Annotated in this window: 1 protein-coding gene; it reads left to right on the top strand. The window is 70.2% G+C overall.

The window, feature by feature from the left end:
• Window positions 1-315 precede the first annotated feature (315 nt).
• Entirely contained in the window at window positions 316-18891 is an 18576-nt protein-coding gene (locus tag NI17_RS22625) for an ADP-ribosyltransferase (protein WP_243597571.1), read from the top strand.
• Window positions 18892-18947: the final 56 nt, after the last annotated feature.

Raw genomic sequence — 18947 nt, 5'->3', positions numbered from 1 at the left:
CCGCGTCTCCCTCCCGGCTCCCTCCCCGCCCGGCCCCGTTCCGCGTATCGCCATGAGCTACCAGAGACTAACAACGGACGAAGAAGCAGGAAATAGTTTCTTGCAGAAGGCGGCAGAGTAAATCTGGTGTAATAACTTCGGTGCGGCAGAAGCGACTGTCTTTTCCGGACGCGAAGGGGTTCACCTGTGCCGCAGTGCTGCCTTTTCCGTGGAACGGCCTCGATCGGAGGCGGCAGCGGACAATCCGTTTCCTTTCTGGACACCGTCCGTTTCCACAGGGATTCCCTCCGTTCCTCGCGAGCCTGGTAGCCGGCCATGGGTATGGAGTTGCCGGACGAGTTGCGGGACCTGTTCTACGGCCTGACCGGAACCAAATGGCCCAGCGCCGACGAGGACAAACTCCGCGTACTCGGCGACGTCTACTCCGTCACCCGCCACATCCTCGACACCGAACTCCCCGAACTCATCATCGTCCTCCGCCGCAAAGTCAGCGTCACCTTCGACGGCCACGCCACCGAATACTTCGAGAAATCCCTCGAACAATTCACCGCAGGAGAACGCAACTACGTCGGCAAAGCCGCCCAACTCGCCGCCGACATCGAAAAATACGCCCGCAACGCCGCCAACCAGGTCGAATACGCCAAATGGATGATCATCGGCCAACTCATCCAACTGGCCATCGAGATCGCCTGGGCCATCGCCATGGCCCAATGGACCTTCGGCGCCTCCCTCACCTGGATCGCCTTCTTCAAATTCATCCGCCACCAGGCCATCCGCCGCATCCTCAACTGGCTCACCTGGACCCTCCTGGGCAACCTCTTCATCGCCCAGTTCTTCGGCGTCACCATGGACCTGCTCATCCAACGCATCCAGCAGGACCAGGGCAACCGCGACGAGTGGGACAAAGAACTCACCCGCATGGCCGCCGCCGGAGCCCTCATCGAAGGCCTCATCTCCGCCGCCCTCACCACCGGCATCGACGCCTTCATCAGCAAAGAACTCACCGGCATCCTCACCAAGAACCTCAACAACCTCCCCAAACTCGACCCACCCCCCGCCTACAAAGACATCACCGACCCACCCCCGCCCTACCGACCCGACCCCACCCCCACCACCAACCCCACCCCCGACACCGTCCCCAACCCCACACCCACACCCGACACCACACCCACACCCGACGGCGACCCCGACCTCGGCCCCGACTTCCACCAGGACCTGTCCACCCTCCTGAGCAACAACAGCAACGAACTCCTCGCCCCCTGGCGCAACGACACCGGCTGGCTCAACCCCAAAACCGCCCAACAGTTCCGCGACGACCTCGCCAACCTCTTCGAAAAACACCTCGGCACCACCCTCGGCGCCCACCAGGCCCGCACCATCGGCGACACCTACGCCCACACCTTCACCAAGAACTGGGGCACCCCCCACCTCCGCACCAGCCTCGACGACGCCCTCACCACCACCAACCTGCCCCCCGGCCTCCGCAACCACCTCTCCCACAACATCCCCGACGCCCTCACCACCACCCTCGACACCTACGGCACCACCTGGGCCCACCGCTTCCGCGACGCCGGACTCGCCGCCGGCACCGGCGCCATCGAGGGCTACGTCGGCGAAGGACTCACCAACCTCCTCTTCACCGACAAAGGCTGGGAAGCCTCCGGCATGTCCGCCGTCGCCGGAGCCTCCACCGCAGCCCTGCAAAACCTCGCCACCCTCGGCGGCCTCACAACCATCGACACCCTCAAAAACATGGGAGACATCACCCTCCCACCCCCACCCAACACCCCCACCGAAAAAAGCGACCCCGACCAGAACCACGGCGGCTCCAACGACGACCAGAACCGCTCCACGCCTCCTCCGTCCCCCGCTCCGTCCCGGACGGCCTCCGACGGCTCACACACCCCCGACCTCACCGTCACCCCGCCCGACATCCGGACCACCACCCCCGACAGCTCCGGAAACACCGACCCCAAGAACACCACCGGGAACGACAGACCGGCCCGCGACACCTCCCAGGACAACACCCCGGACTCTCAGGAGTCCCACGACGGCGAAACGCACGACCCAGCCCGAAACAGATCGGCCGCCGAAGAGTTCATCAACTCCCTCCGCACCGCCCAGTCCAACGGCCACGGTCCCCTCGCAGGCCTCACCATCCCCACCCCCCCGCCCCTCACCGCCTTCGCCCTGCACGACATCACCCCGGACTCCGCACAGGACAACGGCACCTCCCTGGTTCCCGGCGCCACCTCCCCCCTCCCCGGCACCACCACACCCCCCGGCACCACCCCGCAGCCCGCCCCCACCAACAACGGAAACCACCAGACCACCGCAGGCGCACAACCGCAGAACCGCTCCACCGACACCCCCACCACCGACCCCCGGACGACCCCGTCGACCGGACGGCCCTCGCAGACCCTCTCCTCCCAGAGTGGCCAGTCCCCCACCGACACCCCGCCGGTCCGTGTCGAATCGGAAGACGGGCAGGAAGGCGTCTCCCGGGGCCCGCACCCCTCCACCGCGACCTCCCAACAGAACCCCGCACCCACAGAGACGTCCCTCCCGCCCCAGACCTCCCCGGATGGTTCGGCTTCCGGAAGGTCCGGAGACGACACGTCGATCCACCGCTCCTCGGAATCCCACCCCGAACACACCGCAACGGACACCGTCGACGGAAGCACCCCGGAGGCCGTCTCCGGAGACCCGTCCAGCGCCCCCGACACTCTCGGGGACAGCACCGGCAGAAGCGGACCTCCCTCCACCGGCATCCACGCTGACGCCACTCCCCGCCTCAGCGACGGGACCCCCGGCCCGGCCGCGGACGCTCCCGGTTCCCCCGGCCGGACGGACGGCGTTCCCGGTCCGCGCCCCGCCCCCTCCTCCGTGGAGACCACGGCCCCGGTGGACGGCGCGGGCAGTCCGCGTTCTGGCACCGCACCGCAGGCAGGGTCCCCGACCGGCCCGGTGGCCCGGACCTCCGAAGCGCCGACCACGGCCGAACACCTTCCCGCGCCACCCGCCGGGCCCTCCACCGTCCAGCCCACGGACCAGGCGGCGGGCGATCGGGACCCGGGGGCGGGCCGCCGCGACCGGACAGCTACCCCGACGGGATCTTCCGCGAAGCCCACCAGAGCCGAGACGGACCCGTCCCATGACTCCCGGTCGGCCTCCCCCCAGGACTCCGACTCCTCCGGCGGACAGACACCGCTCACCCCGGAGAACACCCGACCGTCGTCCTCCGACGCGTCCACGTCCGCTGACGTCTCGGCTGTCTCCCCGACCCCGTCGAGCGTTCCGGGAAGCACGCTCGGCGACACGGCCGTCCCTCCGACCGAGTCGACGGGCGACGGTGGCTACTCGGACGTGTTCCGGATGGCCCTCACCCCGGATGCTGGTAGCACTCCTCCCGCCACGGTGTCCACGCCCGACGCCCCAGCACGCGCCGACGACCGGAGTGGCCACAACAGCCCCCCTCCGTCCGGGACCGTCTCCACCGGAGAAGGCCGGAATCCCGACGCGGAGTCCCAGGCCGACATCCCGGCACACCCCGACGACCGGGGCGACCAGAACAGCGACACCCCGGCGCCGCCCAACGTCTTCCGATCCTGGGACACGCTCCGCTTCCTCACCGATCTCGCCCTGGACCGGCTCAACGACGGGGCCGACAGCCTCAAGGACGCCACCCGACTGGAGAACGCGCTCACCAAAGCGGACCACTCCCCGGACGCCGCCCGGCTGGAACAGGAGCTCGCCGACGCCCGTGACCGGGCCGGCAACGCCCTGGACCGGTACCAGGAAATCGTGCTCGCCCAGAAGCAGTGGATGCTTGGCGGCCCCACCGAGCCAGTCCAGCTCACGGCCTTCCCGGTCCGCGCGAACCTGAGGAGAGCCGGACGCCGGCTCAGGGACCTGGTCCTCCCGCGTCGGCATGCTCCCGCGCCCGACACCGCTCCTCCCGCACCTCCTTCCAACGAGCCGCAGGCCGCCACGGACACCCCCGCGCAGCCCCCCGCCGTTCCCGTCGACATTCCCCGGACCCAGTCCTCCTCCGAGGCGCCGGAGAACGCCGCCACCGTTCCCGACAGCGGCCCCACAGGCGACGGCCACCTCGACACCGCCCTCCAGAACGACTCCGGCAGCCTCCCCCCGCCCACCGACGACGGCTCCGTCCCCAACGTCCCCGACAGCGACTCCGTCCCCAGCGACTCCGACAGCCTCCCCCCGCCCACCGACAACGACTTCGTCCCCAGCAGCCCTGACAGCGACTTCGCCCCCAGCGACTCCGACAGCAACGACGACAACATCCCCGTAGCCGCTTCGGACACGGCCTCCTCCACGGAGTCGCGGAGTCTGCTGCATCCGGCCTTCCAGGTCTTCGAGGACGCGGCCAACCTCATCCACACGGCTCTCGCCTCCCCCGGCCGACCGGACACCGACCAGATCCTGTCCGATGTCGACGCCCTCATCGAGCGGGAGTGTCCGGACGACCTCCCCCCCGTTGAGGCCCGCGCCTGGCAGTTGAGTGCGGGGATGCTGCGCGACTACGGGCGTTTTGTCCTCGACCGCCTGCCGGACACGGCCACTCCCGAGGACCGCCGGAACCTCATCTCAGACGCGGTGAGCGAGTTCCGTGGCAACCCGGAATCCCCCGACAGCGGTCACGCCCTGCTGCACGACTACCACGACCGCGCCCGGCAACTGGCCGACCTGTTGAGATACACCGACCCGCTACTGGCCGAGGGCGACCCCGACCTGGCGCCCCCGGCGTCCGCGATGCGGGACGCCTACCTGAACGCCGCCGGACACGCCCGCACCTGGTACGCGCTGGACGCCCAGTTCCAGGCCGCCGAATCCACCCGCACCGACACAACCATCCTCCAGGCGAGCCGCGACCTCGCCCACCAGGACCTGGAGCAGGCACACACGGAGATCAGCGAACTCGTCCAGAACGTCGGCAACCGCTCGGAGGAGCTCTCGTCCACCGTCACCGACCTCCTCAACCTGCGCCGACGGGCCGACGAGACGCTTCGGAACTCGCAGGACCACCACGCCCACTACGAAGAACAGCAACGCCTGCGCGAAGCCCACGAGGAGGAACTCGCCGACCTCGGCAGCGCCCCCGACGTCACCGCCCCGCCGCCCTACCCCGGTCGGGTCGCCCCCACTCCCGACTACTCCGCCCTCATCGAGGACGCCCAGCGCCAGGCCACCGAACTCCGCAACGAGGCCCGCGAGTACGAGAGCGAGGCCAACAGGATTCTCGCCTCCCTCGTCAGCGCCCAGGCGGAACTCGCCCGGACGAGCGACACCGCCGCCCGCAGCGGTCTGCTCCAGACCGTCCGGGACCTGGAGAGCGACTACACCCGACTGCGCGACCAGGCGCGCGCCCAGCGTGCCCGCGCCAACTACCACCGAGCCCGCAGACGGGCCCTGCAACTCCAGTACGACACCACACCCGCTCCCGACGACGGGGCCGACCGCGACCAGCAGCTCACCGATCTGCGCAACCGTGTCGAGACCGCGACCAGGGACGCCGAATTCCACCTCGCCCAGGCACAACAGGGACTGACGGAGTACGAGAACCTGACCACCCAGGTCAGGGAGGCCAGCGAACGGGGCAGGGAGTCCGCCACCGAACTGGCCCGGGTCCTGGGCGTCACCACCGACCTGTCCAGCGCCGAGACCGCCAACCGGCTGCGCGACCTCCACCGCGCCGAGACCGCGGTGGGGCAGAACCTGGAGCAGCAGCTCGAGTACTGGCAGGGACGGCTGTTCGATCTGGGAGACACCCCCTCCTGGGACGACCTCAACTCCTGGAACACCGACGTGGCGCGGGCCAACCTCGAGTTCCTCGGAGGAAGGTCCAACCTGAACGAGCTCATCACCGACGCCTACACCCGGCTGGTGCACTACGTCCTCGCTCCGCTGGTCACCCCCGACGCCGCCGAAGCGTTCCTCACCGACACCGACCTTGATCCCGACCCCGCCCCAGACTCCGATCCCGCCCCCGAATACCGCCCCGACGAGGACGGCTTCGGCGAGCGCTCACCCGAGCCGGTGGCCGTGGAGCGGCGCGGCCGCCACCTGGCCCGTACCCGCCACGCCATCGACCACCTCCGTCGACAGATCGACGAACTCGCCCCCACCGATCACGACCAGCGCGCCGACCTGGCCGCACAGCTCGACACCCTCACCGACCTGTACCAGCGTCTCGCCCGCGAACAGGCCCAGGCCCTGGGAGTCGTCTCCCCCACCACCTCCGACGAGCGGAGAGTGCCCTCCGGACTCCGGGCTCTCCCGGAGAAGCAGCGCTTCCGGATCGTCAACACGTTCTCCGACTCCGCCCGGCTCCGCGACAGCGCCGCCGAGTACGCACTGTGGGCCGCCAACGCGGCCACCACCGGTTTTCCCCACGAGGCCGCCTGGCTCCGCGACGAGGCCAACCGTCTCCGCAACGAGGCCGACCGCCTCTGGGAGGAAGCCGACCGTGCCTTCCGCACCGGCCTCGCCACGGCGCTGGCCGAAGCCCGCGAACGCGCCGCCACCGAAAGCGCGGCCTGGCGCGAGGCCATCGACAACCACGAAGCCGCCCGAGACTCCGGAAGCGACCGGGCCGACCTCGACCGGCACCGGCAGACGGTCGCCCGACTCCGGGACGAGGCCCACCAGGCCGAGGCCGACTACCGCGATCTGGCCCTCGTCCTGGCCGGGTTCCTCGATCTGGCTCCCCGCGAGGACATTTCGTTCACAACGCGGGCGCGGATATTCCGCCCTCTGCATCCGCTCCTCACCACCAGGTACCAGCAGGCGTCGACCGCCGACCGGCAGGCCGCTCTCCTCCAGGCCCTCGCCGACACCGCGGACACCGTGTCCTTCCTCGACCCCGACGAAGTCGCCGCCCTGAACGACCTCGCCGCCCGCTCCACCGCCGAGGCCGAACGGGCGGTCCGGGCCTACGCGGCCGCGGCGCTGGCCGACGCCCGGCAGCGCGCCGAACCCCTGCTCTCCGAGGACAACCCGGACGACGAGGCCCTCCAGACCATCGACGACTACGGCAGAAGCGCGGAGTCGCTCGCCCTCGCCTTCAACCTGGACTTCGAGCGCCTCACCGACAACGACCGGTTCCAGGGTTTGGGCCCCCTCCCCGGCGACGCCCCCGCCGTTCTCGACGCCTACCTGCGATTGTCCCGGCTCGATACCCGGGCCTCTTCCCTCGAAGCCCTCGTCCGCGAGGCGAGCACCGACCCCTCTTTTCTCTCCCCCGACGAGACCCCCGGCCTGGAGCACCTCGCCGGACGGCTCCGCGGCGAGAGCATCCGGGAGTTCCGGAACTACGTGGCCGCGGCGCTGGCCGACGCCCGGCAGCGCGCCGAACCCCTGCTCTCCGAGGACAACCCGGACGACGAGGCCCTCCAGACCATCGACCACTACCGCTACCGCGCGGTGGGCCTCGCCCGCGCCCTCGGCCTGCGCCTCGCGAGGCTCCCCGACAGCCACCCGCTCCGGGTTCTGACCCCCCGGCCCGACGACAGCCCCGCCCTCCACGACGCCCACCGGCGGGCGGAGGAACTCAACGCCCAGGCTGCCTCCCTCGAAATCCTCACCCAACGGGCGAACACCGACCCCTCTTTCCTCTACCCCGACGAGACCCCCGGCCTGAACGACCTCGCCGGCTGGTTCCGCGACAGGGCCGACCGGGAGTTCCGGAACTACGTGGCCGCGGCGCTGGCCGACGTCCGGCAGCGCGCCGAACCCCTGCTCTCCGAGGACAACCCGGACGACGAGGCCCTCCAGACCATCGACGACTACCGCTCCCGCGCGCTGGGACTCGCCCGCACCCTCGGTCTGCGTCCCGCGGCCCTCGGCCCCAACCACCCCTTCCGGACCCAGGCTCCCGGCCCCGACGACAGCCCCGCCCTCCACGACGCCCACCGGCGGGCGCTCCGGGCCACCGAGGACGCGTCTCTCCTCCGGGACCTCGCCCAACGGGCGGACACCGACGCCTTTCCCTTCCCCGACGAGGCCCCCGGCCTGAACCGCCTCGCCGACCTACTCCAGGACGAGGCCCTCCGGGCGAGCCGGGACTTCCTCGCCCTCGTCGCGAGGCGGGACGGCGGACCGCAGGTCTTCATGGCGCTCACGCCTCCCGTCACCTGGAACGGCGCCGCCCCCGCTCCCCGACCTGACACCACCGAGCCCGCTTCCCGCTCCGAGCCGAGCGGCCCGGCGGCCGACGAGGCGCGGGTGCGGGTGGCCCGCGCCCAGACCGACGTGGTCCGCTTCGAGACCGACCTCGAAGACGCCCGCACCAACTTCGCGCTCGCGGACACCGACCCGTACCACCTCGGCGGAAAGGTGGAGGCCGCCCAACTCAGGGTCGACGCCGCCAACGCCGAACTCGACCTCGCCGCCGCCCACCTGGACGCCGCACGCGGCAACCGCACCGCCACCCTCACCGCCCAGGAAGAGTTCACCCGCGCCACCCGCGAACTCGACCGCGCCCTCACCGACCTGGCCCAGGCCCGCCAAACCTTCACCGACCACGGAGGAACCTGGAACCCCGACGGCACCCCCCACCGCCCCCCCCAACCCCCCACCGACACCACACCACCCGCCCCCGGCGAGACCCACACCAGCCAGCAGACCCCGACACCGGCCCCCACCCACACCGCTCCCGCCCCGGAGGTCCAGGCAGCCGCCGACGCCGCCCTCGCCCAGTGGCAGCAGAACCCCACCGTCCAGGTCAACATGCTCCACGTCGACTGGAACACGGGCGGCCCCGTGCACGCGGGCGCGGACGATCCCGGCGACAGCCCCGACCCCATGGACACGTCCAGCGACTCCTCCGTGACCGACCGGAACCCGGCCGGGTCTCCCCGCGCGGACACGGGCAGTCCCGAAGCCGAGGCCGACAGCCGTCCGCTGCTCCCCTCCGACCTGCCCGAGGACATCCGCGACACCATCGCCGAGGAACTCTCCCACCACCGCCTGCCCTTCCTCAACGAACGCTCCGTCCTCCCGCTGTTCATCGCCTACCACAACCACCACGTCACCGGCCTGCCCCTGCCCGAGGTCGTCGCCCGCTACAGCAGCGCCTCCCTCTCCCCCGAGCAGATGGCCGACATCATGCGCGCCCAGTGGCAGCGGTGGCAGAACACCGGGGCCCTCGACAACGCCCTCGCCCACCTCGCCCCCCACGGCGGTCCCGACACCGACGCGGAGACGGACGACGGCTCCCGCAGCGGCGGCGAGGCAGCGGGCCAGCACGGCGGCGAACGGTACGGCGACATCCGCGACCTCCTCCCCCCGGCCCCGCAATGGCCCGGCCACTCGGACGAACCCGGCGGCACCGGCATGCCGCACGCCCTCCGCTTCCACGACGACGACCAGGCCGTCGCCTGGGCCGCCCACTACCTGCCGGTGCCCGACCTGACCGAGGACCAGGCCGCCTCGGTCCACGACTACACCGACGAGGGCTACGACTTCCTCAAGTCCGGCCTGCGCCACGGACGGGTGGACGACCCCGACCGCAGCGAGGAGGAATTCCTCGACCTCGTGACGGAGCTCGACAGCCTCTTCACCCACTCGCACCTGCCCGCGCCCGTCCTCGTCCACCGGGGAGTGAGCACCAACTACATCGCGGGCCTGGGCGCCGACCTCAACGACCCGCTCTCCATGCGCGACCTGGTCGGCACCGTCCACAACGAGCTCAGCTACTCCTCCACCTCCCTGGGCACCCACTCCCCCCTCAACTACGACGCCTACCTCATGCTCCGCATCCCCCAGGGGCACCCGGCGTTCAATGTCATGGCAGTCAGGGACGGCGCGGAGTACCAGGACGAGGAACGCGAGATCCTGCTCCCCCGCAACACCCACTTCGTCATCCACGCCGCCTACCAACGCCCAGCCATCCGCCCCGGCAGCGGCAACACCGAACCACAGGACATCTGGTTCATCGAAGCCGAGATCGTCCCCCACAACTGGGAACCCTCCGAGGACTGGGAACCCACCCCCCTCGGCGACGCCCACACCGGCTACCTCCCCGAGGACGAGCAGTCCGTCACCGCACCACAGCCCACGGCCTCCGCCGACCGCCCCGACCCCATGGACACCTCCGACAGCGACTCCGAGGCCGACTCGGAGGCCGACGACTCCGACGGCGAGGTGCTGCGAGGCGAGGACGACATCCGCCACCAGGTCCCCCCGGCACCCCACTGGCACGGCCACCCAGACGAACCCGGCGGTGTGGGCATGCACCACGCCCTACGCTTCACCAACAACGACCAGGCCACGGCCTGGGCCGACCAACGCCTGCGCGTGGCCGCGGCCCCACCGCACACCCCCGTACCACAGGGAACAGCCGTGCTCACCGGTGCCGAACGCAACGCCGTCGTCGACTACACCGGCGCCGACTACACCCTGGTCAAGAAAGGACTACGTGACGGCGACGTCAGCGCCTACCGACACGACGACTTCCTGTCCCTCGTCAACAACCTGGACCAGGCCGTCGCCAAGTCCGCCCTGCCCGCTCCCCTCATCGTCCACCGCGGCGTGGAGTGGGACTACATCAGACGCATGGCCGAGACCCACAACCCCGGCGGCCGACTCGACACCGACGCCGTCAGGAACCTGGTCGGCACCGTCCACACCGACAACAGCTTCGCCTCGACCAGCATCGGTACCCGCGCCGCCGCCCACCGCGACGCCTACCTCATGATCCGCGTCCCCCAGGGACACCCCGGCCTCAACGTCCGCTCCCTGTCCGAGGCCCCCAGCGAACGCGAGATCCTGCTGCCCCGCGACACCCGCTTCGTCGTCCACGCCGCCTACCAACGCCCCGCACAGCGCACCGAGAACGGCCCCATCGAAAACGTCTGGTTCATCGAGGCCGAGATCGTCCCCCACGGCTGGGAACCCTCCGAGGACTGGGAACCCTCCCCCCTCGGCGACGCCCACACCGGCTACCTCCCCGAGGACGAGCAGTCCGTCACCGCACCGCAGCCCACGGCCTCCGCCGACCGACCCGAGACCGGTCCGGACGGGTGGGAGGACCGCGCCTCCGAGATCGACTGGGACGCGACCGAGTCCCCGCGCCCGGACACGGACACCCCCGACAACGGCAGCCGTCCCCTGCTCCCCTCCGACCTGCCCGAGCACATCCGCCACGCCGTCGTCCAGACTCTCTCCCCCCACCGGCTGCCGTTCCTCAACGAACGCTCGATCCTGCCCCTGTTCACCGCCTACCACAACCACCACATCACCGGCCTGCCGCTGCCCGAGGTCGTCGCCCCCTACACCAGCACCACCCTCACCCCCGACCAGATGGCCCAGATCACACAGACCCAATGGGCCACCTGGCACGACTCGGGCGCACTCCACACCGCCCTCACCCACCTCACCCCCCACGGCAACCCCGGCACCGACACGGAGACGGACAACGGCTCCCACGGTGACCGGGACACCGAGGACGAGGCGTCGAACCCGTACGACTCCGACGTGGAGATGGACGACAGCCCCCGCGATGACGAGGGCGAGTCCCCGCACGACTCCGACGAGCGGTACGGGGACATCCGCGACCAGCTCGCCCCCGCTCCCGAGCAGACGGCACCGTCCGCCCCGCACGGAGCCGAGTCCCAGCCGTCCACGCGGGAGAACTCTCCGTCCACCCAGCGCCCCTCCCTGGACACTGTGCGCCGCCTCAACGAGGTCGTGCTCACCCACCTCCGCGACGCCCGCACCAGTTGGGAGCGGGTCCAGCAGTTGCAGAGCGAACTCGCCACCACCTCCGAGCCCGACCGGGTGAAGCACGAACTCGCCGCGGAACTCTCCCGGGCACTTCGCGCCGAGGCCGCCTTCCGGGCTGCCGACGCCACCCTGACCGCCATGCTCAGGGATTTCGTCAACACCAACCCCCTCGTCTTCTCCGCTCGGAGCGTCTTCCGCACGCTTCGGGGGGCCTTCTCCCCAAGATCCGTTCCTGTCTCCCCGCCTCCGGCCACGACGGGCAACTCCGCTGCCGCCCCTCCGGCGGACACCGCCTCCGCCGGGGAGACCGCCCCGGCAGCGCAGGAGGACACCCCTCCCCTCCTCACCGACCACCCCGCCACCACCAACGAGACCCCCGTCTCCGAAAACACCACCCCTCCAACCCAGACACCCCGCCCCGCCGTCCCCACACCCCCCGCACCTCCCACCGAAGAGACCACCCCGCCCCCCGTCCCGAACACCACCCGGACCACCACGGAGACAGCACGGACAAACGAGAACAGACCACCCGCCACACCCCCCACCGAAGAGACCGCCGCCTCCCGGGGCGACCAGACCTCCGAACAGCAACCGGTGCCACCCGCCGATCTGCAGAGCATCCCCGAAGACGAGGAACTGCGGATCGTCCCGGCTCCGCCTGCCTCCCCGCCGGAGGCCACCGCCTCCTCGACCGAGGACCCGACCCACCAGTTGGACTACCTGATCACGACCATGTGGATCGAGTCGTACGGTGTCCGGGTCAACTCCGACGAGGTCCTCCGTGTGGTCGGGGAGCGGATTCCGAACCGGACCGACGACCAGGTCCTCGAAAGGTTCCGCGATCTGCTCGCCAGGGACCCCCGCCCCTTCTTCCGCCCCGGGGGAGTCACCGTCACGGACTCCGGCGGGCGGACCCACACCCTGAACCTGGCCTCCCGGGACAACGCGTGGCGCCCCGGCAGCATCCCCGGCCGGTCCGACACCCGGAGGGCCCAGTACAAGGGACTGCACGACCTCCAGGAGCAGAACGCGCAGTCCACCGCGACCATGAGCGGCAACCCGAAACGCATCGGGGCGGGGTTCAGCGGACACTTCCTGGCCTCCGGAGCGTTCACGCCGCTGCCGGGATTCCGGTTCAGCGCGGGATACAAATCCAGTACCTGGCAGCAGTCCAGCGAGACCGGTCAGACCGTCTCACGGACGACCGAGATGGTCGGCGACGGCCAGGACTACCGGGCCGACCTCAACGTCACCCTGGCCATAGACGACGCCCCGGGCGTTCCCGAGACCATCCCCGACGGGGTGGAGATCACGCTGATGGGCGGTCTCAAGTCGTCTCGTGGCAGCCTCCCGCAGCGGATCGACTTCACCGACCCGTTCACCGCCAACCCTCCCGACCAGGGGACCCCCCGGTACTACGGCCGCTACCTGGGCAACAGCCACCCGATCTCGGTCGAATCCGTCACACGGGCCGCCGCCCCCGGGACTGGCACGAACGCGAACCGGACCGGTCAGGGCGACGAGAACCTGGGGCAGTGGATCGCGCGGCGTCTCGGCTACGACGAGATCTCCAACACCAGGCCCGGCGACAACAGCGGCCGTCTGAAGAAGATGGTGTGGCGGTGGCGCAGGGGCGACGCCCACGAGCGCGGCGAGGAGATCCGCGAGGGCTTCTCCCACCAGCGGCTGGCCGACTACCTGCCCACGATGACCAACGACCCGGTGACACTCCAACTGCCCAACGCCAAGGGCCGTCCCACAACCGTCACCTTCTGGTCGTACCCCGAGCGGATGGACCTCGTCCCCGACGTCCCCAACAAGTTCAACATCAAGCACACGGACAAGTTCTCCAAGAGCGCCAACCTCTCCGCGGGGCACACCAGCAGCCTGACCGTGCGCCCCGGGTTCGGCCTCCTGGAGCGGATCGCCCACGACACGGCGCGGTTGGAGATCCCGTACTACGAGTACAGCTACACCTGGGAGAGGACCAGGAGTCGCTCGCGCGGCTTCTCCGCCTGGGGCGCACACCTCTTCCACGGCACCGACACCGCCGTCTACAACGTGAACCGCAAGATCGCGGTCTGGGTCGCCGGAGACACCGAGCCGACCTTCTTCGACGCGCAGACCTTCGAGGCGCTCAGCGCCCAGGAGGCCGACGCGCTGCACGGCCCCGCCTCCAACCGGCCGGTTCCGCCCTCTCCGACCGTCTCGCGGGACCCCGCCGCCCCGACCCCCGAAGCGCCCGCCCCCGCCTTCACGCTGCACGACCCGTTCCTGAACCAGAACCGGATCACCCACTTCGGCGACTCGCTGGTCCGGAACGTCACCTACCCCGACAGGGGCGAGGTGCGGCAGGTCGACGGGAAACCGGCCACGGTCTTCCGCGAGTACGCCCACCGGCTGCTGACCGAGATCAACCGCCAGTACCCGGGGCTGGTCATGCCGCACCTGGCGCTGCCCTACGCGGAGCCTCCGCGGTCGGAGCTCAAGGCCGGGTGGAACCACCGGCGCGACTACGACGCCGCGGTGCGCAACACCATCAGGGTCCTGGAGGCCGCGAGCCTCAACAACTTCCGCTTCCAACGCGACGACTGGGTCTCCCACGGCGTGGAGGTCAAGCTGGAGGAGACCAAGAAGTACCCCGGAGCGACGGAAGTGCGCAACCGGCCCTGGATGCCGCTTCCCCCGGACCACATCTCCGTGTGGCTCACCGCCACCGTGGACCGCCCGGTCCCCGGTGAGAAGCTGAAGAACTCCTATACCGGCAGCACCGCCGGAGCCTCGGCGGGGCGGCGGTTCCGGGTCACCAGGGGAAGCGGGCACCGCAACGAGATACGTGCCAGTGCCACCTGGCGGAGAATCCGGAGCCTGGACGCGCGCGAGTACCCCAAGACCACCGCCGGAGGCGGGATCAGGTTCGGCAAGGAGATCAGGAAGGTCAAGAACCGCGACATCAGCCACTCGGTCACCGGCGAGCACAACATCAAGGACAAGGGGACGACCCAGCAGCTCTTCGCGAACGTGGTCTTCGGCGCGCGGATCGGCACCGACAACGACCTGGTTCCGTGGCCCTCCCGCGTCACCCGCAGCGGCTCCGACCGCTCCACCGACCTGTTCCCCGGCGACAGCGGAATCCGCGGGCGGATCGAACTGCACGCCCTGGAGAACCGCAAACCCATCCCGATGGACCCCCGCAACGAGTCCGATCCGTTCACCACACCGACCGAGCGGCGGAACCAGCAGCAGAACGCCCCACAGCAACAGCCCGCCAACGGCCAGCGGTCCCGGGTGAGGCAACTCACCGGGCGTTCCGCCGAAGATCTCTTCCGCAACGGCCCCCGTTCGCGGATCGTCACGCCGGACGGCCAGCACGTCACCCGCCCGGCCGACACCGAACACGCGGTGTCCGATGACCACCTGGAGATCATCCAGACTCCCGGGGCTCGACGGCTCACGCAGACGTTCCACACCGTGCAGGCGTTCAACCCCACGATCTCGCTGGACGGCGGGCAACTGCTCACCGCCCTCTCCCACACCTACGACGAACTCGACCAGGACCACCACTCGTTCATCAACTCCCTGCGGGGACAGCAGGCCATCAGCCAGATCCTCTCCGCCTACATGTCGCCGGAGAACCTGGCGGCCTCCCCCGACCTCCTGGGCAGCCGGGGCGACCGGTTGCGGTTCGAATCCGACGATCCGGTCCTGTCGCCCTTCCGGACCCGGACGACGCTGTCGACCTTCTACGTGCCGACCAGGCTGGTCGCCCTCGTCGCCCGTCCCAAGGCGGTCGTGGAGTCCTCGCACACCAAGGAGGTCAGCCTCGGCAACAGCCGGATCAGGATCTCCAATCTCTCCTTCGGCGTGTACGGGCGTCCCGGTTTCAACCTCAACCCGGTCGTCTCCGACCCTCCTCCGCCCGGAACCACCCCCAACGACGCCCTCCAGCCCATCCTGCGACCCAGGGGAGAGATCCGCTGGGACTTCGACGGCCACGGCACGACGCAGTCGCAGTCGCGGTCGTTCCGGGACAAGACCGAGGTCAAGATCCAGGGGCCGTCCTTCGAGTTCTGGACCGACGGGGTCCTCGGGCAGTCGGTCGAGCGCAAGCACGACTTCAGCTTCCTGCTGACGGTCCCGAGAGCCCCCTCGGGGAGCAACTACTCGGCGTGGTTGGCGCACATCTCCAACGCGCAGAAGGGCATGATCCCGGCGCTGTGGGTCTACCTGGACGGTCTGGTGACGCATGACCGGATCGAGTGGAACCCCGACGGAACGTTCCGGGTCGATTCGCAGAACCCGCCGACCGCGCCGACACCGAACAGGTTCCGGGTGTTCGACGGTCTCGGTGACAAGGGCTACCACTCCCGGGGCATCGACCCGCAGCGGGCCCTGAACCGCCTCGCCGAGGAACTGCGGCGGAACGGCCTCGAACTGACCCATTCGAGCCGGGAGGATCTGGAGAAGCAACTCTCCTCCTACATGAACCGGAATCTGGCCGGTGTTCCGCCCCTGCCGGTGCAGGTCCGTTCGGGTACCAGGAGCCGCTCCGAGCCCGCCTACGTCACTCTGTCCCTGACCTCCCGCAACACTGCGATCCGCCAGTTCGGCGGCCGTACCGAGTTCATCGAGAAGGTGAGCCTCGTCACCGGTTCGTCGGAAGGGCGGGTCGATTTCAACGGACTGTACGTGGGCGCCTCCCTGGAACCCCGTTTCCCTCCCGTGTACGCGGGCTCCGACCAGGAGGGCGCTCCTCCGGACCGGAGGCCGATCGGCATGGGCTTCGATGCCGGGTACCGAGGGCAGAAGACGGACACCAACACGCAGTCCACGAGCGAGTCGAACGAACTCTCGCACGAACGGGTCCTGTTCACTCCGTACGCGGTGGTGGACACCGAGGTGACCCTGGAGTTGACCCTGCACACCAAGGACGCGCGGTACTCGGGGCGGGGAGACGACGAACTGGTGCAGAACGTCTATCCGACCGCCTACCTCACCGTTCCGGACACGGCCGGGACGGACCCGTCCCCGAACCCGGTGCAGCACCTCGACTCACAGGGATACACCCCGAGGCACCGGCCGGCAAGGGTCGAAGCCTGGGTCGCCGACCAGCGAGGAGAGGGGTACGAACCCACCGACCGGGTGGACATCGGCCGCACCCCGCTGCGGGTGCACAACGAAGGCAGGGCCGTCTTCGATGCCGCCTTCATCGCCGCGGCCAGGGCCAACGGGTGGCGTCCCGATCCCTCGCGGGGAGACTGGGCAACGGATTTCTCGCCGGACCAGGTGAACTCGGCGAAGCGGTTCCTGAACGACAGAGCCAAAAACTCCTTGATCAGCCCGCCCAACTTCGTGTCCGGGGAACTGACGCTGCGCGGCATCACCCCCGAGGCCCTGGGCAGCCGCGGGGGAGCCGACCTCGGAACCTTCGACGGCACGAAGCTGAGCATCAGGACGCTCGTCAACACGCGGGGGGCGACTCTCCTGTCGGTGGGGTCGGAGAGCCGGTCACGCGACGCCGAGCAGGGTGGCACGAGCCGGTCCTCGAACCGGTTGGAGGCGATCAGCCACGGTCCCGAGGTCGACGAACGCGGAGTGGTCTCCGGACGCCAGAGGGACCGGATACATGAGAACGCCGGAGGGTCCACCGCGGCGAACACGACGGTCGGTGAGGGGCGGTCGTCGGGGACGAAGGACATCGCCGTGGCCGAAGGCCCCGGAACCAAACGGATCTTCCTCGTCTCCGTGCCGGCTCGCTGGCTCGTCGCGGCTGAGGCGTCGAACGTCACTCTTCCCGGTCTCGGCAGGACGGCCCACTTGTCCCTGGTGGAGGCCGAGGCTCCCGTCACGCTGTGGATCAGCGAGGACGAGGCCCGCGGCTGGGGTCTGGACGTCGACAACCCGAAGTGGAAGACGCTGGGGGACGCCGAGGAGGCGTTCGGCAAGGCGGACCTGAAGTACATGGAGACCCGCCAGAAACTGGCCGAACTGGTGGCCGAGCACGAGACACGCGCCGACGCGCCCGGCTACCGGGCGGAGTACGAGGCCGCGGAACAGGAGTTCCGGGAGGCGGAGGAGAAGCGCACCGAAGCACTGCGGACGTTGGAGGAGGCTCTGGAGGCGGCCCGCAGACTGCCGCAGCCGCGTACGGAGAGCAACCCGCCCCTGCCCCCGACCCCGACCGGCTCCACCCCGCTCCCGGACACCAACCTCCCACCCCTGCCCGACTCCGACTCCGACTCCGAGCACCACCTGCCGCCAGCCACCACACCACCGCAACCCCGCGCGGAGGACAACCCGCCCCTGCCCCCGACCCCGACCGGCTCCACCCCGCTCCCGGACACCAACCTCCCACCCCTTCCCGACCCCCAGACACAGGAAGCCAACAACACCACCCCCACCCCGCAGACGCAGGAGACCGGCAATACCACCACCCCCACCCCCCAACACCCCCTCCCACCAGCCACCACACCCAAGCAACCGCAACCGCAACCGCAACCGCAACCGCAGACCGACGATCCTGCTTCTGCGGACACCGATCACCCACCGCCGCCCTTCGCCGACTTCGACCCCGGCAACGACTTCGAACTCGACGTCCTCCCACCGAAACGCGGTTCCGCACCGGTCTCGGAGACGCTTCCGGAACCCGCCCCCGGTTCTCGACCGGACGGCTCGCCCGCCCCGGCGGCGCCGCGGCGCAACAGCACATCCGTGAACCCCCCGCAGCAACCCGCACCCTCCCCGCCACAGCCAGCCCCCCATTCCGAGAGGCCCTCGCAGCCCGCTGCGGACCCCGCCCCCGCCGAGGCGGCGACCACCGTTTCCCAGGAGACTCCGCGCCCCGAGGCGGTCTCCCCGCCCACCCAACCCACCGTCCCCGCGCCGCCTCCCGTGACCGTGTCGTCCACGACCGTTCCGCCCAGTCGGAGATCCGGCTCCTTCCGTCCGGAGCCGAATCCGGAGGCCGAGAAGCCGACCCCGTCGGAGGAACAGCCGAAGCCACCGGTCGAGCGGCCCGCTCCCCCTCTCCCATCGGATCCGGTCACGACACGCACCAGCGACGACACGGCCGACCCGTTCCTGAGCCGTCAGGAACGGCTCAACCTGGAGTTCCTCCAGGAACTGAACGGACCCGTGCCCTGAGGGCGCCCCGGGGCGGAAGCGCCCGAACCCGTCGGCGCTCCGAGCGCGGTCCGAGG

Source organism: Thermobifida halotolerans (assembly GCF_003574835.2).
Taxonomy (GTDB): domain Bacteria; phylum Actinomycetota; class Actinomycetes; order Streptosporangiales; family Streptosporangiaceae; genus Thermobifida; species Thermobifida halotolerans.
This window is presented reverse-complemented; position numbering and strand designations above follow the sequence as displayed.